This is a genomic window from Maricaulis maris (assembly GCF_036322705.1).
Taxonomy (GTDB): domain Bacteria; phylum Pseudomonadota; class Alphaproteobacteria; order Caulobacterales; family Maricaulaceae; genus Maricaulis; species Maricaulis maris_B.
The window spans coordinates 566,665-588,921 of record NZ_AP027270.1 but is presented as its reverse complement, the minus strand read 5'-3'; the positions used below and the strand labels follow the sequence as shown (position 1 = coordinate 588,921).

General features: G+C 65.3%; 28 protein-coding genes. 16 read left to right on the top strand and 12 right to left on the bottom strand.

Annotated features, from left to right (window positions below):
• The first annotated feature begins 2 nt into the window (after positions 1 to 2).
• The 10 genes from AAA969_RS02605 to AAA969_RS02560 all read left to right on the top strand — a co-directional run bounded on the left by AAA969_RS02605 (position 3) and on the right by AAA969_RS02560 (position 7,182).
• On the top strand, positions 3 to 950 hold the full coding sequence (locus AAA969_RS02605; RefSeq protein WP_338243312.1) for a hypothetical protein: 948 nt from the start codon (positions 3 to 5) through the stop codon (positions 948 to 950).
• A 145-nt stretch (positions 951 to 1,095) separates the two neighbouring features.
• The gene (locus AAA969_RS02600) at positions 1,096 to 1,926 is read left to right on the top strand and encodes a mechanosensitive ion channel family protein (RefSeq protein ID WP_338243311.1); all 831 of its coding nucleotides are present in this window, start codon (positions 1,096 to 1,098) and stop codon (positions 1,924 to 1,926) included.
• Positions 1,927 to 1,987: 61 nt separating this feature from the next.
• Positions 1,988 to 2,308, top strand: coding sequence for a DUF6460 domain-containing protein (locus tag AAA969_RS02595; protein WP_338243309.1), 321 nt, complete (start codon positions 1,988 to 1,990; stop codon positions 2,306 to 2,308).
• Between the two features lie 96 nt (positions 2,309 to 2,404).
• Positions 2,405 to 3,238, top strand: a complete 834-nt coding sequence (locus AAA969_RS02590; RefSeq protein WP_338243307.1) for a response regulator — start codon at positions 2,405 to 2,407, stop codon at positions 3,236 to 3,238.
• 60 nt (positions 3,239 to 3,298) lie between these two features.
• Positions 3,299 to 3,787, top strand: a complete 489-nt coding sequence (locus AAA969_RS02585; protein ID WP_338243305.1) for a PaaI family thioesterase — start codon at positions 3,299 to 3,301, stop codon at positions 3,785 to 3,787.
• Positions 3,784 to 4,209: a PaaI family thioesterase gene (locus AAA969_RS02580; RefSeq protein ID WP_338243303.1), complete on the top strand. Its 426-nt coding sequence runs from the start codon at positions 3,784 to 3,786 to the stop codon at positions 4,207 to 4,209. The genes AAA969_RS02585 and AAA969_RS02580 overlap by 4 nt, the downstream gene beginning before the upstream one ends.
• A gap of 213 nt (positions 4,210 to 4,422) precedes the next feature.
• Positions 4,423 to 4,746 (top strand): UrcA family protein, encoded by a 324-nt coding sequence (locus AAA969_RS02575; protein WP_338243301.1) that lies wholly within the window; start codon positions 4,423 to 4,425, stop codon positions 4,744 to 4,746.
• 166 nt (positions 4,747 to 4,912) lie between these two features.
• Entirely contained in the window at positions 4,913 to 5,281 is a 369-nt protein-coding gene (locus tag AAA969_RS02570) for a thiol-disulfide oxidoreductase DCC family protein (RefSeq protein ID WP_338243299.1), read from the top strand.
• A 142-nt stretch (positions 5,282 to 5,423) separates the two neighbouring features.
• Complete coding sequence (locus AAA969_RS02565; RefSeq protein WP_338243297.1) at positions 5,424 to 5,768, top strand: UrcA family protein; 345 nt, start codon at positions 5,424 to 5,426, stop codon at positions 5,766 to 5,768.
• A 46-nt stretch (positions 5,769 to 5,814) separates the two neighbouring features.
• On the top strand, positions 5,815 to 7,182 hold the full coding sequence (locus tag AAA969_RS02560; RefSeq protein ID WP_338243295.1) for an MATE family efflux transporter: 1,368 nt from the start codon (positions 5,815 to 5,817) through the stop codon (positions 7,180 to 7,182).
• Here the strand turns inward: AAA969_RS02560 and AAA969_RS02555 are convergent.
• Positions 7,134 to 8,165 (bottom strand): quinone-dependent dihydroorotate dehydrogenase, encoded by a 1,032-nt coding sequence (locus AAA969_RS02555; protein ID WP_338243293.1) that lies wholly within the window; start codon positions 8,163 to 8,165, stop codon positions 7,134 to 7,136. The two genes, AAA969_RS02560 and AAA969_RS02555, sit on opposite strands and share 49 nt — an antisense overlap.
• Positions 8,162 to 8,521 carry a DUF952 domain-containing protein gene (locus AAA969_RS02550; RefSeq protein WP_338243292.1) on the bottom strand — a complete coding sequence of 120 codons (360 nt, stop codon included), beginning with the start codon at positions 8,519 to 8,521 and terminating at the stop codon, positions 8,162 to 8,164. The genes AAA969_RS02555 and AAA969_RS02550 overlap by 4 nt, the downstream gene beginning before the upstream one ends.
• A gap of 80 nt (positions 8,522 to 8,601) precedes the next feature.
• On the opposite strand from AAA969_RS02550, the gene AAA969_RS02545 reads away from it, so the two are divergent.
• Positions 8,602 to 9,228 carry a S24 family peptidase gene (locus AAA969_RS02545; protein ID WP_338243289.1) on the top strand — a complete coding sequence of 209 codons (627 nt, stop codon included), beginning with the start codon at positions 8,602 to 8,604 and terminating at the stop codon, positions 9,226 to 9,228.
• Positions 9,229 to 9,253: 25 nt separating this feature from the next.
• Here the strand turns inward: AAA969_RS02545 and AAA969_RS02540 are convergent, their stop codons facing one another.
• Complete coding sequence (locus AAA969_RS02540; protein ID WP_338243287.1) at positions 9,254 to 10,039, bottom strand: hypothetical protein; 786 nt, start codon at positions 10,037 to 10,039, stop codon at positions 9,254 to 9,256.
• Between the two features lie 110 nt (positions 10,040 to 10,149).
• On the opposite strand from AAA969_RS02540, the gene AAA969_RS02535 reads away from it, so the two are divergent.
• Complete coding sequence (locus AAA969_RS02535) at positions 10,150 to 11,523, top strand: cytochrome P450 (protein ID WP_338243284.1); 1,374 nt, start codon at positions 10,150 to 10,152, stop codon at positions 11,521 to 11,523.
• Here the strand turns inward: AAA969_RS02535 and AAA969_RS02530 are convergent.
• The 5 genes from AAA969_RS02530 to AAA969_RS02510 all read right to left on the bottom strand — a co-directional run bounded on the left by AAA969_RS02530 (position 11,520) and on the right by AAA969_RS02510 (position 16,833).
• Entirely contained in the window at positions 11,520 to 13,682 is a 2,163-nt protein-coding gene (locus tag AAA969_RS02530; RefSeq protein WP_338243282.1) for a TonB-dependent receptor plug domain-containing protein, read from the bottom strand. The genes AAA969_RS02535 and AAA969_RS02530 overlap by 4 nt on opposite strands.
• 134 nt (positions 13,683 to 13,816) lie before the next feature.
• Entirely contained in the window at positions 13,817 to 14,035 is a 219-nt protein-coding gene (locus tag AAA969_RS02525; protein ID WP_338243280.1) for a helix-turn-helix transcriptional regulator, read from the bottom strand.
• Positions 14,036 to 14,037: 2 nt separating this feature from the next.
• On the bottom strand, positions 14,038 to 14,472 hold the full coding sequence (locus AAA969_RS02520; protein ID WP_338243278.1) for a hypothetical protein: 435 nt from the start codon (positions 14,470 to 14,472) through the stop codon (positions 14,038 to 14,040).
• Positions 14,473 to 14,602: 130 nt separating this feature from the next.
• Complete coding sequence (locus AAA969_RS02515; RefSeq protein ID WP_338243277.1) at positions 14,603 to 16,192, bottom strand: lysine--tRNA ligase; 1,590 nt, start codon at positions 16,190 to 16,192, stop codon at positions 14,603 to 14,605.
• A 185-nt stretch (positions 16,193 to 16,377) separates the two neighbouring features.
• Entirely contained in the window at positions 16,378 to 16,833 is a 456-nt protein-coding gene (locus AAA969_RS02510; RefSeq protein ID WP_338243275.1) for an ABA4-like family protein, read from the bottom strand.
• Positions 16,834 to 16,939: 106 nt separating this feature from the next.
• On the opposite strand from AAA969_RS02510, the gene AAA969_RS02505 reads away from it, so the two are divergent.
• Genes AAA969_RS02505 through AAA969_RS02490 form a run of 4 tightly spaced genes read left to right on the top strand, consistent with a single transcriptional unit; the run spans position 16,940 to position 20,600 of the window.
• Positions 16,940 to 17,812 (top strand): TetR/AcrR family transcriptional regulator, encoded by an 873-nt coding sequence (locus tag AAA969_RS02505; RefSeq protein WP_338243274.1) that lies wholly within the window; start codon positions 16,940 to 16,942, stop codon positions 17,810 to 17,812.
• Entirely contained in the window at positions 17,778 to 18,557 is a 780-nt protein-coding gene (locus AAA969_RS02500; RefSeq protein ID WP_338243273.1) for an HlyD family secretion protein, read from the top strand. Before AAA969_RS02505 ends, AAA969_RS02500 begins: the two co-directional genes overlap by 35 nt.
• Positions 18,554 to 19,480, top strand: a complete 927-nt coding sequence (locus AAA969_RS02495) for an ABC transporter ATP-binding protein (RefSeq protein ID WP_338243272.1) — start codon at positions 18,554 to 18,556, stop codon at positions 19,478 to 19,480. Before AAA969_RS02500 ends, AAA969_RS02495 begins: the two co-directional genes overlap by 4 nt.
• A gap of 13 nt (positions 19,481 to 19,493) precedes the next feature.
• A complete protein-coding gene (locus AAA969_RS02490; RefSeq protein WP_338243270.1) occupies positions 19,494 to 20,600 on the top strand; it encodes an ABC transporter permease in 1,107 nt (368 codons plus the stop codon).
• Positions 20,601 to 20,612: 12 nt separating this feature from the next.
• Here AAA969_RS02490 and AAA969_RS02485 read toward each other — a convergent pair whose 3' ends face one another.
• The 4 genes from AAA969_RS02485 to AAA969_RS02470 form a co-directional block, all read right to left on the bottom strand.
• Positions 20,613 to 20,813: a helix-turn-helix transcriptional regulator gene (locus tag AAA969_RS02485; protein WP_338243268.1), complete on the bottom strand. Its 201-nt coding sequence runs from the start codon at positions 20,811 to 20,813 to the stop codon at positions 20,613 to 20,615.
• The gene (locus AAA969_RS02480; RefSeq protein WP_338243266.1) at positions 20,810 to 21,220 is read right to left on the bottom strand and encodes a hypothetical protein; all 411 of its coding nucleotides are present in this window, start codon (positions 21,218 to 21,220) and stop codon (positions 20,810 to 20,812) included. The genes AAA969_RS02485 and AAA969_RS02480 overlap by 4 nt, the downstream gene beginning before the upstream one ends.
• The gene (locus AAA969_RS02475; RefSeq protein ID WP_338243264.1) at positions 21,217 to 21,477 is read right to left on the bottom strand and encodes a hypothetical protein; all 261 of its coding nucleotides are present in this window, start codon (positions 21,475 to 21,477) and stop codon (positions 21,217 to 21,219) included. The genes AAA969_RS02480 and AAA969_RS02475 overlap by 4 nt, the downstream gene beginning before the upstream one ends.
• Positions 21,478 to 21,617: 140 nt before the next feature.
• Positions 21,618 to 22,253 carry a peroxiredoxin gene (locus AAA969_RS02470; protein ID WP_338243262.1) on the bottom strand — a complete coding sequence of 212 codons (636 nt, stop codon included), beginning with the start codon at positions 22,251 to 22,253 and terminating at the stop codon, positions 21,618 to 21,620.
• Between the last annotated feature and the right edge of the window lie 4 nt (positions 22,254 to 22,257).

Genomic DNA, 22,257 nt, shown 5'->3' with positions numbered 1-22,257 from the left:
TCATGGTCAACGCCGTCATTGAGCGGTTTCAACGGCTTGATGCCGCGTTCAGCGAACGCGCCCGAAAAGGTGAGCGCCTCTACGGCCGCTTTTCGGCCCTGGCCTGCATCTCTGCCGACGAAACTCCGGACATTCTCGCGGCCCGCAGCCTCGAGATTCGCGACCGCCTGAATGAAGGCCTCGGAGCCTGGCGCTCGCCCGGCCGGGCCATGCGCCTCGTCTTCGCCGCGGCCCTCGCCGCGTCGAACCGGACCTCGGAGCATTTCCTGACCATGCGGACCGCCCTCAACGCGCGCCGTCAGGAACGCGGGTCGCGCAGCCTCAGCCATGGCGGCTCCTGTGCGGCGCTGGCCCTCGTTGTCGCCGGTGGCGACAGCGCCCAGGTCGACGACTTCTTCGACATTCTGGATGAAATCGCCCTGCCCTGGTGGCGCCGTGTGCCCGCGCGCGAGGAGGTCCTCGCGGCCACCTTTGCCGCCATGGGAGAAACCCCGGAGGATGCCCGGCGCAAGCTCGATGCCGCTCGGCAGGCCCTGCGGGTCGCCGGCGTGCCCGGACACCATGTCGAGGGCGCGGCCCAGGAGATCTGCCTGGAACCGGTCGATAGCCGCGATCTCGCCGCAGCCTGGATCAGCCTGAACACAGCCGTCCGCGGTCGTTCCACGCTGCGCCATGGTGTCGGCAAGACCGGTCTTGCCGTTCTGGCCTCGCGCGGCCGCGGCATCGAGACCGCTGACATGCTGGTCGCCAGCTTCGAAGCGGTGCGGGCCCTTCGTCCCCGGCCCTCCGGACAGGTTGCCGCCCGCCTCGCCATGCGCCTCGCCCAGGCCCAGACCGGCACCGGTCAGCCTCACGCCGCGGCGCGAGACCTGGCCGCCATCCTGGCCGCACAGGCGGCGGTTATTGCCGCCGCTGCCGGCTCCGCAGCAGCTGTCGCCGCCGCAAGCTGATCGCTACCCTCGACGAAACGGATGCCGTGCAGGGCCGGGCCCGGTGCTGCCCGCCAGTCCGGCCCCCGACCAAATGCCCCTTCCCCTTTTGCGGAGAAGGGTGCTAGGGAGATTTTTCACGACAAAACGCCCAAGGGGGGCCTGCATGAATCCCGAAGACCTCATGAATCCGGAAACGCTCGCCACCCTGGTTGAGACCGGAATCGCCGCCAGCACGAATGTGATCCTGGCCGTCATCATTCTCATTATCGGTCTGACCATTGCCGGCTCGGTCCGCAAGGGCATCAAGAAAGCCGTTCACAGCAGTGAACGCATGGACGACACGCTCGGCGCCTTCTTCGGATCGCTGGCCTATTACGGCATCATGGCCATGGTCGTGATTGCGATGATGGGCACGTTCGGCATTCCGACGACCAGCTTTGTCGCCACGCTCGGTGCCGCCTCGCTGGCGATCGGCCTGGCGCTGCAGGGAACGCTGTCCAACCTTGCCGCCGGTGTCATGCTGATCCTGTTCCGCCCCTACCGACTCGGCGACTGGGTGGAGCTCGCGGGAACCTCCGGCGCGGTCAAGGAGATCACGCTCTTCACCACCGTTCTGGCAACCGGTGACAACAAGAAGATCATCATCCCGAACGGCAAGTCCTGGGGCGATACGATCACCAATTACTCCGCCAATCCGACCCGCCGCGTCGATCTCACCTTTTCGATCGATTATGGCGACGATATCGGCAAGGCGATGCAGATCATCCAGGACACGATCAGCGCTGATGCCCGCGTCCATGCCGATCCGGCTGTCTTCACCGCCGTTGCCGCCCATGGCGAGTCCTCGGTCGACATCGTGACACGGGCCTGGTGCGATACGGGCGATTACTGGGGCGTCCACTTCGACGCGATGAAGAATGTGAAAGAGGCGTTCGACCAGAACGACATCTCCATTCCCTACCCGCACCGCGTCAATATTGCCCGCAAGGGCTGAGTTCGACGGGCATCGGGGCTGACGGCCCCGATTGCGCCGCAATTGGGGCTAAGCTGGACGAATGACAGATCGTGAACCATCGGCCGGTCGGACACCCGACCGCAGCACATTCGTCCAGCGCCTCGTCCGGGTCGGCTCGAGCGACCTGATCCGGGTCGCCGTGCTCTGCGTCCTGGCCGGCTTCATCCTGGCGGCCTTCCACGTCAATCCGCGTCGGCTCTGGGTCGATTTCTTCGGCACGATCGCGGAATCCTGGGGCCGGTTCATCGACTTCATCACCCATTCTGCGGGCTGGGCGGTCGAGTATTTCCTCCTCGGGGCCATCCTCGTGGTCCCGATCTGGATCGTCTTCCGTGTGCTAGGTGCCCTGCGCGGACGCTGAGCGGGTTCAATCCGACACGCCGCACCTGCTGACAATCGGATTTTGTTAACCATCTTCCTTTGCCGTATCGCAAGGAAGGCTTGCTAGTGCTGCAGCATGAAAGCTCGCGCCCGCAATCTCCCGGTCATGACCCAAGCATTTTCCAAACCGGGCTCTGACGGTCGCGGCGAGATTCCCTTGCTGCTCGAGTCGAATGGCTTCCTGCGCAATCTGCTGGTTGGCCTGCTGCGCGATGCGGGTGCCCGTGACGTGATGGTCGCGAAGCATGGCGTCACAGCCCTGTCCCATATCGCGGAACGCAAGCCGAGCGTCATCATCGCCGACTGGCACGCCCATGCCGATCCCGAAGAGGACCGGCTGAAACTGGTGCGGAAGATCCGGGAAAGCGCGAACGCACCCTTCCGCGACACCCCGGTCGTGCTGATCTCACAACCCCGCTCGCGCCGCGAGATCGAAAACGCGCGCGATGCCGGCGTCTCCGAATTCCTCGTCACGCCGATCGCGCCGGTCACCCTCTACGACCGGCTTAACTCGCTCGAGCGGCAACCACGCGACTTCATCTGCGCCTCCCGCTTCAACGGCCCGGACCGGCGGCGCCGGGAGCGCAGGGTGTACGGGCCGGCCTATAAGCGCATGGCCGATGTTGAGGCCGGGCTGACCACACCCATGGAGGCCGCCCGGGCCGCCGCTATCGCTTTGTGCCACGAGACCCAGCTGACCGGCGACCCGCTTGCCATCCGGGTCGGGCGCTCGCTGCAACGCTTCATCACCGCAATCACCGACTACACACCGGTCGAGGCCGAGGTCGTGGAGATGCATCGCGCCGCGCTGGCCCAGCTGATGCGGATGGCTGAAGACGGCAATCCGCTGCGCAAACCGGTGGTGACCGGCCTTGAACAGGTCGTCGCCAAGCGCATGGGTCGCCGCTAAGCCCCCTTCCGGGCAGCGTCGGCCTGTCCTATCAAGGCAGCCACCCTGACCAGGATCACCATGACCGACGATATCCAGTCCCGCCTTGATTCCATTGCCCCGCTGATTGTGACCGGCTCACCCCATGCCGCCGCACTGGGCCTGTCGCTTCAATCGCTGACACCCGGCCATGCCGTCATGCGTGCGCGTTATGACGACAGCCTGATCGGCGACCCGGAAGCCGGGACGCTGCATGGCGGGGTCATCACGGCCCTTCTCGACCATGCCTGCGGAATGGCCGCCTTTGCCGGTTTCGGCGCCAAGGACACACCGGCCACGCTGGATCTGCGGATCGACTATATGCGCCCGGCCAAGCCCGGCCTGGATGTCACCGCAGAGGCCAGCTGCCTGAAATCCCACGGCCTGGTCGCCTTCGTCCGCGCGACAGCCCATGACGGTGACCCGGATGACCCGGTCGCCATCGCCCAAGCGGCCTTCATGATCACCAAGGCGTCCAAAGCGGCCCAGGACCGTGCCCGCCGCGCTTTCACCGAGGGGCGGATCTCATGAGCCAGGCCCTGATCGAAACCCTGATGTCGGCGCCCTATGTCGCGCGCTTCGGGGTCCAGCTGCAGCGCAAGGGCAATGAGCTGACAGGCGTCCTGCCCTTCGACGAACATCTGGTCGGCAATCCGCTGATCCCCGCCCTGCACGGCGGGGCCGTGGGCGCCTTCCTCGAAATCGTCGCCTCGGCCTCCCTGCTCGCCAGCCAGCCGCTCGAGCGTCTGCCCAAGCCGATCGATGTCGCGATCGACTATCTGCGTCCCGCCCGGGCCCAGGATGTTTATGCCCGGGCTGTGGTCGCACGCTCCGGCCGACGCGTCGCCAATGTCCGGGTCGAGGCCTGGCAGAACCGGATTGATGCGCCGGTCGCCACGCTGCACGGGCATTTCCTGATTACACCGGAGCGACGCGAGCGAGACGAGGACTGACGCTGACGGTGTCGTCCGTGACGTTTCCGCTCCCGTTCGTCGCACAAGGCTGAGCCGCGCTTACGCGAGGCTTACATCGGCGACAGTTTCTGAACGCTTTCTCTCAAAGGTTTAGCCCGTCCGTCAGTGCGCGGACAGCTTGTGCCGGGCAGTCTCGATGGCGTGGTGACGGGTCGCAGAGGGGTGACCGGCCACGCCAAAGGAGACAGCCCCATGCTGACATCAACGCTCGCCGCGCTCGCCACGAGCCTCGCCCTGACGCCGCTGGCCGTCGCGGTCGACACGGCCCCGCAGACCCAGACCATCCACTTCCACATGGATGATCTCGACAGCCAGGCCGGCTGGGACGCGGTTGAGGATCGCATCCGCACTGTGACGGACCGTGTTTGCCGTCCCCACGGTCTGCGCGGCCTGGTCGCCCAACGGGTCCGCCAAGAATGCTTCAATGCCACCTTCGCCGATGCAATGGGCCAGTTGAACCGCCAATACGCGCAGGCCAACAGCCGGTCCGTCGCGGTGGTCATCGCCCCGCACTGACACCGTGGGTGCTTGCCGCGATACACCTCGATGGCAGACCCGAGAGCACCAGCCAGAGAAGAACCGCTCCAGGGGAAGGAGCAGCGCGGCCGCAGCGGGGCTGATGCGGTCGCCTGCGACGCCCTGCCCCATCGTCGGACCCGGTAGAGCGGTCCATATACGGGCTATGACACAGTCCAACGCCATTATGGCCTATTATGACGGTCAGTGCCCGATCTGCGAGCGGGAGATGGCCCACTATGTCCGCCAGGCGCCGGACCTGATCCAGCTGCAGGATTGCACGGGCGAGCTGCCGGCCGATGTCGACCGCGACAAGGCTCTGGCCAGCCTGCATGTACGGCTTCCCGATGGTCGTCTCGTCGACGGCGTTGCGGCGTTCATCGCGATCTGGGAGCGCATGCCGCTGCGGCGCTGGCGCTGGCTGGCCCGCCTGACCCGTCCGGCCCTGATCCGCATCCCGCTCAACCAGCTCTACCTCTGGCTTGCCCCGCTGCGCCCCCGACGGACCTGCCAGGACGGCGTCTGCGAGCGATAGGCCTGACGGTCATTCATTTTTGAATGGCTGCCAGAGGCGGCCCGGGAATAATCGCACCTAGGATTCTGAAAACTCATACCCAATATGGCTCCTCAGATTATGCGAAAACGCATAATCAAGAAAACGATGTTGGAGCCTACCCATGAAACGCTTTTACCCCGCCCTCCTGGCAAGCCTCATACTGGCCGGTATTCTGGCGCTTGCCACACCGGTCACCGCCTTTGCACAGACCGCCGCCGCGACACAGGCAGAGATCCGGTTCGAGCCCGCCGACCTCATTGAGCCGGCCCGTCTGGACGACCTGCGAGCCCGGATCGAGATGGCCGCGACCGAAGTCTGCCGCGAGCAGTTGCTGGGCGACCTCCTGCGCCCGGTGATGCTGAAAGCCTGCATCTCGGACGCCACAGCACGCGCGATGGAACAACTCGACGCGCATCGCTCGGCGGTTGTCACACTCGCCGCGGCCGAACCGGTAGAGCCGCGCTGACACGGCGGCTGTTGCCTGCCTTTCCGGGCCGGGCTAGGTGCGGAGCATGTCTGCTCCGTCCCTGACCCGGCTCGATGTCATCCAGCGCGCCTGGCCCCTCGTCTTCGCCAATGCTGCGGTACCGCTGGCCGGCGTCGCCGACACTTTCGTGCTCGGCCTGTCCGGAGACAAGGCCGACCTGGGCGGTGTAGCCCTCGGCGGCGCGCTGTTCTCCATCTTCTACTGGAGCTTCTACTTCCTGCGCATGGGCACGACGGGACTGACGGCGCAGGCTGATGGCGCCGGCAACCGCGCCGAAACCCAGCGCATCCTGCTGCGCGCGCTGGCCATCGCTGCCGCGCTCGGCCTGCTGGTCTTCCTGCTCCGCGACCTGATTGCCCTGGCCGGCTTTGCCGTCCTGCAGGGCGAGGTCCGGGTCGAGGACAAGGGTGCGGACTATCTCCTGGCCCGCGCCTGGGGTGCGCCGGCCGCGCTGGCCAGCTTCGCACTGTCGGGCTGGCTGATCGGATTGGGACGCAATGCCGCGACACTGGCGATCTATGTCGCCTTCAGCCTGGTCAATATCGGTCTCGACCTCTGGTTTGTGCTCGGACTGGGTTATGGGCCGGGTGGGGTCGGCGCTGCCACCGCCATCGCCGAATGGCTGGCGCTACTGGTTGGTCTGGCTTTCATGGCGCATACCCTGCGCGGCCAGGGCGGCTGGGCCGCCAATGTACTCGACCGGGCCCGCCTGCTCGACGCGGCCGCCATCCGCGAGCTCTTCCAGGTCAATGTGAACCTGATGATCCGGACCTGGTCCCTGGTTGTCGGCTTTACCTGGTTCGCCAATGCCGGAGCCCGTCAGGGCACGGCGGCGCTGGCCGGCAACCACGTCCTCCTGCAGGTGATCTCGGTCTGGGCCTTCGTTCTTGACGCCTTCGCCTTCATTGCCGAAACCGAGGCTGGGCGGGCCTTCGGGCGCCGTTCGGTCCGCGATCTGCGGCGCTGCGTCCGTCTGACCGGAGAGCCCATGCTGCTCGCGGGCGGCCTGTTCGCGATTGCGACCTGGTGGTTCGGCGCGGCGGCCCTGACCGCCCTGATCGACGATCCCGAAGCGCGCGCGGCGGCAATCCGCTATTTGCCCTGGTGCGCCATGGTCCCGCTTCTGGGCGCACCGGCCTGGCTGCTGGACGGCGTGTTCATCGGCACGACCAGCGGCAAGATCCTGCGCAATGCCGGCCTCGCGGCGGTTGCGGTCTATCTGGTTGCGGATGCCGTCCTGTCGCCGCTCTATGCCAATCACGGCGTCTGGGCGGCCTTCGTGATCTTCTATCTGGCCAGAGCGGGCGCCCTGATGAGTGCCTATCCGGCGCTCGAGCGCCGGCTTCACTCGACCCCGACGGCCTCGGCCACGGACGCGAACCCGTCGACCTGAAGCCGCTCGACCAGCCCGGCCTTGATCCGCTGCACCAGGCCCGGCCCCTCATAGACCATCGCCGTGTAGAGCTGGACAGCATTGGCCCCGGCCCGGATCTTGGCATAGGCCGTATCGGCGCAGGCGACGCCGCCGACCCCGATGATGGCCAGCTCGGGACCAGCCACCTTGCGCACCATCCGGACCAGCTCGGTCGAACGCGCAAAGACCGGCGGGCCGGACAAGCCACCGGCCTCGCCCATCCTGTCGCTCTTCAGGCTTTCGGGGCGGGTGATCGTGGTGTTGGCGATGATGATCCCGTTCAGGGCATGGCGGGTAATGGCACTGACCATGACATCGGCATCGGCATCGCTGATATCGGGCGCGATCTTGAGGAAGACCGGAGCCTTGGCCCCAACCGCAGCGACGGCGGCCAGCAGCTCATCCAGTGCTCCTGAGGATTGCAGCGTGCGGAGGCCCGGCGTGTTCGGCGAGGAGACGTTGACCGTGAAGAATTGCGCAAGGTCCTGCAGCGACGCGAGGCAGGTGACATAATCCGCCACCCGGTCTTCGCTATCCAGATTGGCGCCGAGATTGACCCCGACAATGCCGGAGCGACCGGCCCGTCTTTCGAGCCGCGCCCGAAAGCGGTCCAGCCCCTGGTTGGGGAAGCCCATCCGGTTGATGATGGCGCGATCCTCGTCGAGGCGGAAAACCCGGGGCCGCGGCTTGCCATCCTGGGCGCGCGGGGTCACCGCGCCGCACTCGACAAAGCCGAAACCGGCGGCGAGCAAGGCGTCCGGCGCTTCGGCATTCTTGTCGAAGCCGGCGGCAAGCCCGACCGGGTTTGGCAGATCGAGACCCGCGAGGCGGGTTCGCAGGATGTCCGGATCGCGTCCGAACTGGCGCGGTCCGAGACCCGCCTTAAGACCCTTCATCCCCATCCGGTGAGCCGTCTCGGGATCGAGCCCGTGCAGCAGTCGCGTGGCCAGGTCGTGGATCATGATCCGCTCCTCAGATCGGCCGGCAGGACCCAGTCGCCGTCCTCATTGCGGCGAACATGGCGCATGCCACGCACGGCACTGGCCGGGATCTCGCCATAGACATGCGGGAAAAGCGCACCACCGCGAGACTTTTCCCACTTCACCGTATCCCCCAGCGCCTCCAGATCGATCTCGACCAGAAGCAGGCGCGGGTGATCATTATAGTGCTTGATGAGCGTGCCCTCGACCTGATCGATGGCAGACAGATGGATGAAGCCGTCGGTGATGTCATGGGGATCGCCGGCGAAACGGCCATCCGCCATGACCTCCGACCAGCGTTCAGGGGTGGCGAGGCGATATGCAGTCTTGATGATCATCAGGAGGGCCTAGCCCCACAGGCGGATTCGGGCAAGCGCGACTCGCGCATGGGACAATTTTCCTATAGCGTCCCGCCTCCATGCTGACCCATGAAGACATCTGGCGCGGGATCGACCGCCTTGCCCGGCATGCGCAGACCAGCCCGTCCGGACTGGCCCGTCGCGCCGGGCTCGACTCGACGACCTTCAACCCCTCCAAACGGGTTTCCGCCGACGGCAAGAAACCGCGCTGGCCGTCGACGGAGAGCATCGCCAAGGCCCTCGCCGCAGCCCATCTCGACTTTGATGACTTTGCCAGCCTGATCTCCGGCACACCGCGGACCGGCGCCCTGCCCTCGCGCGGGCTTGCCGACACAGCCGCGGCCGACCCGTTTGACCCGACCGGCTATCCGACCGGCGCGGATTGGGACGCCATCCCCTTTCCCGGCCTGGCCCCCGGCGAAGCCTTCGCCCTGACAGTCCAGGACAGCAGCATGTTGCCGGTTTATCGCCCCGGTGACCGGCTTGTTGTGTCCCATGAGGCGCCAACACGGGTTGGCGACCGTATCGTGGTACAGCGCCGCGACGGGACACGCGGCGCCTGGACCCTGGCCGAGAAAACCATTCAGTCGGTCCGGCTGTCGCCGCTTGATCCGTCGAAACCGGATTTCAACCTGCCCCTGACCCAGATCGGCTGGCTGGCGCGAATTGTCTGGGTCAGCCAGTAAGCCAGCCTGCAGGCAAACGAGCGCCCTAACGCTCGAGACGGGCATCCGCCCAGTTTGAGGCGGCCCGGCGATCGCCGAGATAGGTAGCAAACTCGTCCAGTTCGGCGAGGATGGCGGCATCAAACGCGTCGCGCGGCTCCAGCGCGCGGGCGCTTTCGACCAACTCGCGAATACGCGACTGGTAAGCCGGCTCGTCCAGGGCCGCGAGGCCAAGCGCCTCGAAATAGCGCGGTGCCGGGCTGTCGGGATCAATGGCAATGGCCTGCGAGTAATAGCCCATGCCCGCCTCAACCGAGGCATCGAGCGCGTTGAGACCACGGGAACCGCCGCGGCGGGCCACCTCAAGATGCCAGGCCCCCAGCATGCCAAGCGCCCAGGCATTGTCCGGCTGGCGGGCCACGACTTCTTCCAGCAAGGTCCGCCCGCGTTGCGGGAGACGCGTCAGATAGGCCCGCCACCCGCTCATGTAGCGGCCGCGAAACCCCAGCGCCCCGGCCAGCCGCAATCGGGCTTCGAGATTGTCTTCATCGAGGCGCAGCGCGTATTCGGCGAGGTCGATCGCCCGCTCGGCCAGCGCTTCACGGTCCTCGGTATCCAGATCCACCATGAGCTTGGCCAGCAGCGCACCGGCCGCGAACGCATAGCCGTCCGCGGTCTCGAGGTTTTGCGCTTCATAGGCCGCCAGCTCCCAGGCGCCCTCGCGATACGCCGCCTCGGCAGCCGCCTGATCGGCAGAGGCCGGGACCGGCAGGAGCACCGGCAGGAGCAGTGAGAGCGAAAGCAGCAAGGCGAGGCGCGCAGTTTTGAGCATGATCCGAACCTAGACCAGCCTGCACGCCGCGCAAGCTGTCATCCGCGACTTTTCGCGCGCTGGTCCGTTTGCGCAATCAGGCTAGGTTGCCGGTATCAGAGGATCGTTCCATGACCCCCGCCTTCACGCCACCCAAACCGCCCTATGCCAGCTATAGCGGCGTCGGCAAGCTCATGCCGTCCGATTACTGGACCTATTTCAAGGCCATGCAGCGCAACCCGCTGGAAATCTGGGGCGAGCATCATTTCTCGATCCGGCTCGCACCCTTCCGCTTTCTGGGTCGGTCCAGCCTGATCCTGAACGATCCGGACGCGATCCATCACTGCTTCGTCTCCAACGCCGCCAATTATGGCATGAACCCGCTCCGCCAGGCCGTGCTGCGGCCCTTCCTGCGCGACGGCCTGCTGACGGCGGAAGGTGATATCTGGAGGACGGCCCGCAAGGCCGTCTCACCGGTCTTCACGCCGCGCAAGGTCAATGGCTTTGCGCCACAGATCCGGTCGGTCTGCGAGACCACGGTCGATCGGCTCGCGGCGCGCGACGGGGAAACCATCAGCGTCTCCGACCTGATGGTCGAGCTGACGCTGGACGTGCTGATGGAGACGCTGTTCTCCGGCGATGACGCACTCGACAAGGCCCGCTTCACCCAAGGCATCTGTGACCTTCTGGAGATATCCGGCGTTCCGCACCTGTTCGATCTGGCCCATTTTCCCGGTTGGATCCCCCGCATCGGTCAGGGCAAGTCACGCAAGGTGATCAAGGATTTGCGGCAGCAGGTCGGCGATGTCGCCGCCGCCCGTCGCGCCGCCCCCTCACCCGAGGCCGCCGGACGGACGCCGGACTTCCTCGACCTCCTGCTGGGTGCCGGGCTGGACGACACCGCGGTCATCGACAACCTCCTCACCTTCCTCGCGGCAGGCCATGAGACCACGGCACGCTCACTGGCCTGGACGCTTTACCTCCTGTCGCGCGACCCGGCATCGCTGGCGCGTCTCGAGGCCGAGATCGACGGCGCGGACCTCGCAGGCGCCGAGCCGTCGGACTGGTCGCGTCTGCTGCCTTTCACCGAAGCGGTGCTGAAGGAAAGCCTGCGGCTCTACCCGTCCGCCCCGATGCTGGCCCGGACCTCGAAGGAATGGGATCTGGTCACCGGCCTGCCCGTGCCCGGCGGGACCGACGTCCTGGTCTCGACCTGGTTGCTGCATCGCCAGCGCGACATCTGGGAACACCCCGACGAGTTCCGCCCGGACCGCTTCCTCGGCGAGGCGGCTGGGCGCATTCCGAAAGATGCCTACCTGCCCTTTGGGCTGGGGCCACGGGTGTGCATCGGCGCGCGCTTTGCGATGATGGAGATGGTGATCGTGATGGCCTGCCTCGCCAGCCGCCTGCGCCTCGATTTCGCCGGCGAGCGCGACCCGGTGCCGGTGATGCGTATCACCCTGCAGCCGGACACCGACATGCCGATGACGATCCGGCGCCGCTAGCGCTGGAAACGGAGGCGCAGGTTGAGGGAGGGGACATTATCGGCCTGGCGCCTCAGCTCGTCGCGAAATACGCCTTCGGGGGTATCGACTCGGCTGATCCCCGTGCGCTCGCGTCCCGAGCGAAGGGAGACCCGAAAGAAGGCTGCCTCACGCACTTCCCACTCTGACCAGAGCGCCACATAGACCCCCTCGGACCGATCCTGCGTATTGACCAGGACCGGCCCCTCGCCCGGACGGCGCACCCCGTCGAACACATAGACCGTATCCTTGCGGTCGCCTTCCCAGCGCGTATCGACACCCGAGCGCCAGTCGGCCGCGTGCCGCAGCTCGCCATCCAGGGAAAGACTGACACCATTGGCTTCCTTGCGGATCGCGGTCAGGCCGTAGTGCGTCGCCGGGGCCCGATCCTCGACCTCGGCCGAGATCACATAGCGCCCTTCGGCCCATTCCTGGCGGATGCCAAAGCTGAGATCAAAATCACGGTGGCCCGACGTATTGCGGGCGAAACCCTGCAACGGATCAAGGCGACCTGACCAACGGCGGCTCGCATAGCCCTCGATTCTGAGACCGGTCATGCCATAGCGGGTCAGGTCGAGCTCGAATTCTGCGGTGGCGCGCTCAATCCGCTCCGGTCCGATATTGGCGGGACGGACATTGCCGTCCTCATCAAGAATGCTGGAGACCGGATTGTCGGCCCGGCGTGCCGCGGCGCGCAGGCGCAGAAGATCGCGCTCACCCAGGCGCCGCTCCAGCGTGATTTCGTGCACCCAGTCACGCGGCGGCTCGAGCGTGGCTGCCCCGGCTGTGCTGAGTGAATTGTCGAGGTCGGTGGAGGCGAGGAACTGGTCGAGATTGAGCTGACCGACCTCCCGCTCCGTGCTCAGGCGCAGCGTCCAGTCATTCTCCAGCGTCCAGTTCAGATCGGCGCGGGGCGCCACGTCGGTCAGACTGAGGGACGCGCCGCCCTGATTGGAGCTCTCCAGGGAGAAGTGCTCGATCCGCCCCCCCAGGGTGGCCGATATCCGCGAGGTCGGGATCCAGGTCGCCGAGGCGAGCACGGCCGAACGGGTCTCCTCAACCTGCGCATCATCGCCGTCGACAGCCTGCTCGACGCCATCGATATAGGCCGAGGAGGCGCCTTCCAGCATGTTGCTGGCCCAGGTCAGGCCGGTTTCGAGGGTCAGCGTGTCACGCGGCCGCCAGCGCAGATCGGCCCGGACCGCTGTCTCGGACGTCTCGCGGATCGAGGCGGACTCGCTCAACGTGCCGTTCGAGCGGAGCGTATCGCTGGCAACCGCCTCGCCCTGCCGACGCGTGGCCAGGCCGATCAACTGAACGGCATCGGTCAGGTCGTGGCGCCAGCGCGCCGTTCCGAAACGCTGGACGGACTCGGAGCTTCCGGTCTCGATGAGGCTCGACCCGGCCACAACGTCCGGTGTCGGGCGGCTGGTATTGTCACGCCGCTCGGTCGACAGCGAGACCTCGAAATCATTGCGTTCATCCACGTGATAGGTCGCAAGGACCTGCCAGTCCCGTCGGGTATAGCTGTCGATCTCGTCCACCGAGGCGCGCGCCTCGGGATCGTCCGCTGTGGAAGTCCGGATTTCACCATAGTCCGTCAGCGTCTCGTCATAAAGATCGATCCGGGCTTCCAGCTCGAGGCGGCCGCCGGTCAGCGAAGCCGTCAGTTCACCCTGCTGCTCCTCGCCGCCATCCTCGCGCGGCTCGATCTCAATTCGGCCATCAACGCGGGTCGCGGCAGTCTGGCGGGTGACGATGTTGAGCAGAAGCGGGTAGCCCTGCATGTCGACATCACGGGCGCCGGCCTCGATCAACTCCAGTCGGACCAGGTCCTCGACCCGGATCGCGGCAATGCGAGCGCTCAGCGAGCCACTGCCACGCGGCGGTCGGCGACCATTGATCAGGACATTGCCCTGGGCACCGGAGAGGCCACGCACATTGTCGCCGCCATTGATCCCGAACCCCGGCAGGCGATTGACGATATCGAGCGCGGTACGGGGCAGGAATTCGCGGAAGGCCGCGGGCTCATACACCGCCACACCGGCCTCCGACTCCCGGCCCTGGCCGAGCGCCGGAGTCAGCCCGGCGACCAGGAGGCCGCCGGCAAACGTCACTATGTGCCAGTACGAGCTGGTCAATTCGTGCCCTTCCCCAACATTTCCGCGCAGGTTGTCACAGGTTTGGTTAGAGATATGGGATAAACAACGTCTAAACCCAGGCTTTCACGCAAACAATTGCAGCGAAATTCTGCGTCTCGCAACCGAATGACGGATCAGTCCTCGGGATAGTGGAAGACCGCATCCAGGCCGACCTTGAAGGCCCGGGCGATCTTGAAGGCCACTTCGAGCGAGGGCGAGTACTTGCCCTGCTCGATCGCGATGATGGTCTGTCGCGTCACACCGACCTGGCGGGCCAGCTCGGCCTGGGTCATCTCGCCGGCATGGAAGCGCAGCGTGCGGATCTCATTGGTAATCGGGGTCGGCTTGGCCATGATCATACGCCCTGTCGGTAGTCGATCAGCTTAGAGACACCCTTTACCAGCTCACCGGCGACCAGACCTGCCAGGACCAGGTTTGCAATCAGATGATAGGGCTGCGCCATCATGGCCGATGCCATCGCCGCAAGGGCAAACAAGGCCAGCACCAGACCGCCGCGCTGGTCGCCGCGCATCTCGACCAGCTTGTCGCGCTCGTCGGCGTCCTCATTGGCGTCAGACGGCGCCGCGATCGCGATGGCGATATGGGCGATGATGGACGCGATGATGATAGCCCCGACAGTGACCAGCATTTTGAGATTGGTCAGGGCCAGCGCCTCCTCCGGACTGACGCTCCCGCCAAACAGGACGCCAGCGGAGCTGATGAAATACCAGGCGTAGACGCCGCCGGTCAGGACCAGCATGGCGATATTGCTTTTCTCCTGAAAACCCATGTTAAGCACTCCATTCTTCGTGTTAGGTATTTTTGACAACCCGACATGTAAGAGCGAACAGACCTGATGTCAAATTTTTCTGACATCAGGTCGTAAAAAGATGACCCGGCCAGCGGGTCATCTCAGGAAATCAGGTGTTTGCGAGTTCGCCGGCGAGTCCCTGTTCGATCAGGGCTATGGTCTCGGTCACTCCATAGATCGCCACGAAAGACCCAAACCGCGGCCCTTGGGACTGGCCGAGGAGGACCTCATAGAGGGCCTGGAACCAGTCGCGCAAGTTCTCGAAGTCCTGGGTCTTGCCGGCCGAGAAGACCTCATCCTGGATTTTCGCGGCGTCGCGCTCATCCGGCCCCATCGCCTTGAGGCGAACCAGCAGGTCCTCCATGGCGGCGCGCTCCATGTCGGTCGGCGCGCGGAAGGACTTGGTCGGCTTCACGAAGTCCTGGAAATACTGGACAGCGAAACCGGCCAGCTGGTCGATCAGCGGGTGGCTCTGCGGCGTGGCGCCGTCAACATAACGGCCGATAAAGCCCCACATCACCTCGGCATTGTGGGCCGAGGCGGCCGAGGCGAGGTTGAGCATCAAGGCAAAGGAGATCGGCGAGGTGTCGGTCGGAGGGTTGCCGTCATGGATATGCCAGGCCGGGTTCTCCAGCTGCTGGGCGGGCTCCTGGCCGTGATAGGCTGCCAGATGCTGGAGATACTCGTCCACCGCCTTGGGAATGACGTCGAAATACAGGCGCTTGGCCGTCTTCGGCTTGACGAAATTATAGTAGGCGAGGCTCGTCGGCGGGGCGTATTTCAGCCAGTCCTCGACCGACAGACCATTACCCTTGGACTTGGAAATTTTCTCGCCCTTCTGGTCGAGGAAGAGCTCGTAGACAAATTGCGTCGGCGGCTCGGCCCCGAGGATCTTGCAGATACGCGAATAGATCGGCGCATTGGTCTGGTGGTCCTTGCCGAACATCTCGAAATCGACGCCGAGCGCGGCCCAACGCATGCCGAAATCGGGCTTCCACTGCAGCTTCACATGACCACCGGTGACCGGCAGCGTCGTCTCGCTTCCATCTTCATCGTCAAAGGTGATGGTGCCAGCTTGGGCGTCGACCGACTTCATCGGTACATAGAGGACCCGGCCCGTCTTCGGCGAGATCGGCAGGAAGGGCGAATAGGTCGCCTGGCGTTCCGCCCCCAGCGTCGGCAGCATCACCGCCATGATGTCATCATAGCGCTCGGCGGCCCGCTTGAGCATGGCGTCATAGGCGCCGGACTTGTAGAGCTCGGTCGCCGACTGGAAGGTGTAGGTAAAGCCGAACCCGTCAAGAAAACCGCGCAGGCGGGCATTCATGTGGGCGCCGAAACTTTCATGCGTGCCGAACGGATCGGGCACCACGGTCAGCGGCTCCTGCAGGTGCTGGTTCAGCATGTCCTGCTGCGGCAGGTTGTCAGGCACCTTGCGCATGCCGTCCATGTCGTCGGAGACACAGATCAGCTCGGGCTCGTAGGCGCCGCCGGTCAGCGCATCAAAGGCGCGCAGCACCATTGTGGTGCGCACCACCTCGCCGAACGTGCCCATGTGCGGAAGCCCCGACGGGCCATAGCCGGTCTCGAACACGACCGGCCCGGATTTTCGCCCCAGCTTGTCCAGACGCTTCTTGAGCAGGCGCGCTTGTTCGAACGGCCAGGCTTTCGCGTTTTGGGCAAGATCGGAGACAGACATCCCGGGCAACTTTCTCATGCAGGTGAACAGAAGGCTCGCGAGGTAGAGGGGATGCGCGGGATGGTCAAGCGGGCGGGGCTTGGTGCCCCTCCCCATTCTCGCCCTCCGCGGGAGAGGGACAGGTTCAACCGGACGTGCCGACGGCAACAAGCCCCCCCCTCATCTCCCCGACGCGCTCCCTCCCGTCAGGGCGCGGCCTCGTCCAGCGACCAGCCGGCCTTGCCACTGACCTTGCGGGCGAGCAGATGGATGAACAATCCGGCCGGGCCGAACATGAAGGTAAGGAGCAGCGCCGGCGTCACGATCCAGCGGCTCAGGCCGATGCGGCGGGCATCGCGTACGATCCAGGCGCCGACAAAGAGGTCGAAGACCAGGAAATGGACCCAGCCGGTGAGCAGGCCGACCGGGTGCGAGAACAGGGCGTGCACCGCGCCAAGACTGGACATCCCGGCCTCAGGGTCGGACTGGCCGAAGCCGATCCCCAGCGTCAGGAAGCCCAGATAGATTGCCGCCAGGACCAGCGGGATCAACGCGCCGTGCACGAGGCGCTGCGTCCACGCCCAGCCAGGCGCCAGGATCAGGAGGGCCCAGGCCGGCACGACTGACAGGTTGAGGACGGTGTAGAACATATCATAGCTCATCATGAGCTCCTTCCGCGATGGATCAGGCCGCACCAACCTACATCATCCGGGTTGGCGATCTGCAACACGCCTTGTTAATGACTGACCGGTCAGTTATAAACAAGGCATGACAAAGCTCGCGAAACGTCGTCGCCGCCCGGACGCCCGCCCGGATGAAATCCTTGATGCCGCCCTGTCCGTGTTCTCGGCGAAAGGCTTTGCCGCCGCGCGTGTTGAGGATATTGCCCGCGAAGCCGGGCTGTCGAAAGGCGCGGTTTATCTCTATTTCCCGTCCAAGGAAGCGATGCTGAACGGGCTGGTCGAGCAATCAGCCGGCCAGCTGGCCAGGGCTGCGGAACAGCTCGTCGCACTCGGCGCGCCGCAGGACCCGGAGGCCGCCTTTCGCAGCCTGCTGCGCATGTTGTTCACCGCCATGGGCGACCCGGACATCAACGCCGCGCCGCGCCTGGTCTTCTCGGAGGCCGGACGCTTTCCCGACCTGGCCGCCTTCTATCGAAGCCATGTGCTCGACATAGCGCGGCGTGCACTTCGGGCGCTGCTGGCCAGCGGTGTCGAGGCCGGCGTTTTCCGCGATGTCGATGCCGACGCCTTCATGCGGACGACGGCCGGTCCGGGCATCGCGCACATGGCGCTGACCACGATCTTCGCCTTCGAAGCCGACCGGCTGACCGATCCGGTGGCGATGGCCGATGCGATCGCCGACATCCTTCTCAACGGCCTCAAGCCCAGACCCCCGCCCAAAGAGCCCCCGCCCCGAGAGCCCTCACCTCATGACCCGCTTCGCCAAACTGCCTGCGCTCGTGCTTGTCGTCGCCGCTGCACTCGCGGCCTGCTCTGCGCCAGAAACGCAGACCCTTCATGGCTATGCCGAGGGAGACTTCATCCGCGTCGGGCCGGAACAGCCGGGCCTGGTCCTGGAAGCATCGGCGCGCGAAGGCGAGCACGTGAGCCTCGGTGCCGTGCTGCTGCGTCAGGATGATCGGGCGGAACAGGCCAGCCTTGCCGCCATCGAAGCGCGCATCCAGGCCGCGACGGCACGCTATGATGATGCCCTCGCCGGAGCCCGCGATCCGGAAATTGCCGCCGCCCGCGACCTGCTGCGCCAGGCGCTCGCGGCGCAGCGCGAAGCCGACCAGGCCCGCAATCGAAGCCAGGCCCTGTTCGAGGACGGCCATATCAGCCAGGCCCGGCTCGATACCGCCCAAGCGGCGGCCAACAGCGCCGACGCCCGGGTCGATGAGATGCGCCAGCGGCTCAATATCGTCCAGCTGCCCGCCCGCTCGGACCAGTTGCGGGCCCTGCAGGCCGAGATCGCGGCAGCCGAGGCCGAGCATGACGGCGCCCTCTACCGGCTGGGCCTGCGCACGGTGACCGCGCCGGTTGAGGCCCGCATTCACCGACAGCTGCGCTTCGCCGGCGAGCAGGCCGGACCGACCGCTCCCGTTTACGAACTCCTGCCGGACGGGGCGGTGCACGCCACCCTCTTCATCCCCGAGCCTGAGCTGGCAGCCCGGCCCGTCGGTACGCGTCTCGCGGTCAGCTGTGACGCCTGCGCCTCGGGATTGGTCGCGACCATCACGACGATTGATGCCGAGGCCGAATTCACGCCGCCCATTCTCTATTCCGATACCGAGCGGGCCCGCCTCGTCTACCGGGCCGAAGCGCGCTTTGACAGCACCCCGCCCCCGCCCGGCACGCCGCTCTTCCTCGAGCCCCTGCCATGAGCGAAGCGCTCGCCATTGATGTGACCGGGCTGAGCAAGTCGTTTGGCGGCACCCGGGTTGTCGACGGGTTCGACATGCAGGTGCCACCGGGCAAGATCTACGGCTTTCTCGGTCCCAATGGCTCGGGCAAGACGACGACCATCCGCATGATGTGCGGACTCCTGAAACCCGATGGCGGCGGCGGCACAGCGCTCGGGCTCGACATCATTACCCAAAGCCGCGAGATCAAATCGCGGGTCGGTTACATGACCCAGCGCTTCTCGCTCTATGGCGATCTCACCGTCCGCGAGAACCTGACCTTCATGGCGCGTCTGCATGCGCTGCCGAAAACCCGCGCCGTGGTCGACAAGGCATTGGCGGAGTACGAGCTCGCGCCGCGCGCCAGGCAACTGGCTGGCAATCTGTCCGGCGGCTGGAAGCAGCGACTGGCGCTTGCTGCTGCGTCCATGCATGAGCCGGGGCTGCTCCTGCTTGATGAGCCGACGGCTGGCGTGGACCCGAAGGCCCGGCGTGATTTCTGGGACCGTATCCGGCGGCTGGCCCGTCAGGGTGTGACCGTGCTGGTCTCGACCCACTACATGGATGAGGCGGTACAGTGCGACAATATCGCCTTCATCGCCTATGGCCGCAAACTGATCGACGCACCGGCGGGCGAAATCCCGCAGCGCATTGGTCTGCACACGATCCGTATCGAGGGGCCGGGCCTGCAGCCGGTCTATGATGCGCTGGAACACGCGCCGGGAGTCGAACAGATCGCCCGCTTCGGCGCTGCCATCCACATTTCCGGCCGCGATGCTGACGCGCTGGCGACCGCCGCGAACCCCTATCGATCCCGCGATGACCTGACCGTCACACCTGCCAAGACCGGTCTGGAGGAAGCCTTCATCTGGCTGATGAGCGGCGCCGAGGACAATTTCAAATGACAAGCCGCGCCTCATGAAAAGCCTGTCCCGCATCCTCGCCATCCTCGGCAAGGAATTCATCCAGATGCTGCGCGATCGGCTGACCTTCGGCATGATGGTCGGTATTCCGGTCATGCAGCTCCTGCTGTTCGGCTACGCCATCAATACCGATCCGCGCCATCTGCCGACCCTGGTCGAGATGGGCGATAGCGGTCCGGCCAGTCGGGCCATCGTGCAGGCCATGGAAACGTCGGAGTATTTCGACATTATCGGCACGGTCGCGCCGGGCGCCGCGACCGAGAATGCCATGCGCGATGGCGCGGCGGTTTTCATCGTGACAATCCCGCCCGGCTTTGAACGCGCCCTCGCGCGCGGCGAGCGGCCGCAAATCCTGCTCGATGCCGATGCCACCGACCCGGTCGCTGCCGGCTCGGGAAGCAGCGCTTTTGCGACCATCGTCCAGCAGGCCCTGGAACCGATGCTGGGGACCCTGACACCGCCGGTCGAGACAATCGTGCACCGACGCTATAATCCGGCCGGACGGACAGCGCTCAACATTGTGCCGGGCCTGCTCGGCATCATCCTGACCATGACCATGGCGATGATGACCTCGATGGCCCTGACCCGCGAGGCCGAACGCGGTACACTGGAAGCCCTGCTGTCGACCCCGACCCGGCCGCACGAGGTGATGATCGGCAAGATCACGCCCTATGTCGTGGTCGGCTTCATCCAGGTGGGGATCATGCTGGCCGGCGCGCGCTTCCTGTTCGGTGTACCCTTCCAGGGGTCTCCCCTGGCTTTCCTCGTTGCGGTCTCGCTCTTCATCCTGGTCAATCTGGCGCTGGGCTTCCTGTTCTCGACCGTGGCGCGCAGCCAGATGCAGGCGATGCAGCTGACCTTCTTTGCCTTCCTGCCGTCGATCCTGCTGTCCGGCTTCATGTTTCCCTTTGCTGCGATGCCACACTGGGCCCAGGCGATTGGCCAGGCCATCCCGGCCACCCACTTCATCCGGGCCGTCCGTGAGATCATGCTGAAGGGCGCCGGCCTGGAGCATGTCTGGCCACAGGTCTGGCCGCTGATGGTGATCTTCTCCGTGATCGCGACCGTGGCCATGCTGCGCTATCGCCAGACGCTGGATTAGGCCTGCTGGCGGCTAGGGCTGCCACCCATCGTCAAAGATGCTCTCGATCGGCTCGCCGAACAGGCGGGCGAGCCTGAAGGCCAGCGGCAGGGAGGGATCGTACTTGCCGGTCTCCAACGCGTTCACCGTCTGGCGTGAGACATCGAGATGGTCGGCCAGCGCCTGCTGGCTCCATCCCTTGTCGGCGCGCAGCTCCTTGAGCCGGTTCTTCATCGCACCTGCACCTGCTGGACCAGGGCCGCCACACTGTGCACCACGGCTGCAATCGGCAGGAGCATGGTCATGTTGAGCGGTTCCATCTGGCCGTAGATCTCGGCCACGCCGAAGACCGCGCTGGCCAGCAGCATGCCGAGAGCCGCGATGGCGCCGGCCCGGATCTGCATGCGCGCCTGCATCTCGTCGATGGAGCGGACATAGCGGATCACTTCATAGCCATAGACCATCAGGGGCAGACAGGTGAGCACGACCAGCGGCCAGGCCGAGACCGCATCCCAACCATTGCGCGAGGGGTCCAGCGTCTTGTCGATCACCACGAGGATCACCGCGAAGGTGATCATCGTGGCGAAAGTGCGCCAGAAGAATCGACGGCTGACCGATGCCTGGCGCTGTGTTGCGCTCATGACGCGCCCTTTTTGCCGAACACGAGACTGGCAATACGGGCCAGGGCCATCAGGCCCAGAATGAAGACCGTCATTCCGGCCATTTTCATTTCCGGTGACAGGACCGCGACGGCGTCGCGGATCGTGTCGAGCCAGGGTCCGGCCATACCGACCAGAAAGATCGACGGCAGGAAAACCGCCGCGAACAGGGCGAGAGACACCAGGCTTGGCGTCTCACCGGCGCCGCCCATTTCATTGACCCAATCGCGAAATGTCATCACACACTCCTTTGTAAAGCGTCCTTGTCTTATGATGTAAAGGATGCTTGTCGTCAAGGAGACTTGTCAAATACGGACCGGGAAAAGGCGCCCGGGAATCCCGCGGGCGCCTTGAAACCGTGTCTCGATGGACAATCCGCCTATTTGTTCGGCTGCTTCGTCACGCGCAGATAGGGCTTGATCTTGTTGTAGCCGGCCGGGAAGAGCTTGTCGGCCTCAGCGTCGGAGATCGACGGCACGATGATGACATCATCACCATCGACCCAGTTGACCGGGGTGGCGACCTTGTAGCCGTCGGTCAGCTGCAGGCTGTCGATCAGACGCAGGACTTCGTTGAAATTCCGGCCGGCGCTCGGCGGATAGGTGAAGGTGGCGCGGATCTTCTTGTTCGGATCGATGATGTAGACCGCGCGCACGGTCAGCTTGGGATCGGCATTGGGGTGGATCATCGAATAGAGCTCGGACACCTTGCGGTCGGTGTCGGCAATGATGGGGAAGTTCATCCGGACATTCTGGGTTTCCTCGATGTCCTTGATCCAGCCCTTGTGGTCCTCGACGCTGTCGACCGACAGGGCGATCGCCTTGGCGCCACGCTTGGCGAACTCGTCCTTCAGCCTGGCGGTGAAGCCCAGCTCGGTGGTGCAGACCGGGGTGTAGTCAGCCGGGTGGGAGAAGAAGACGACCCAGTCATCACCGATCCAGTCGTGGAAACTGATCGGACCCTCACTCGTCTCGGTTTGGAAATTCGGGGCAATATCACCCAACAGCAGACCCATGGCT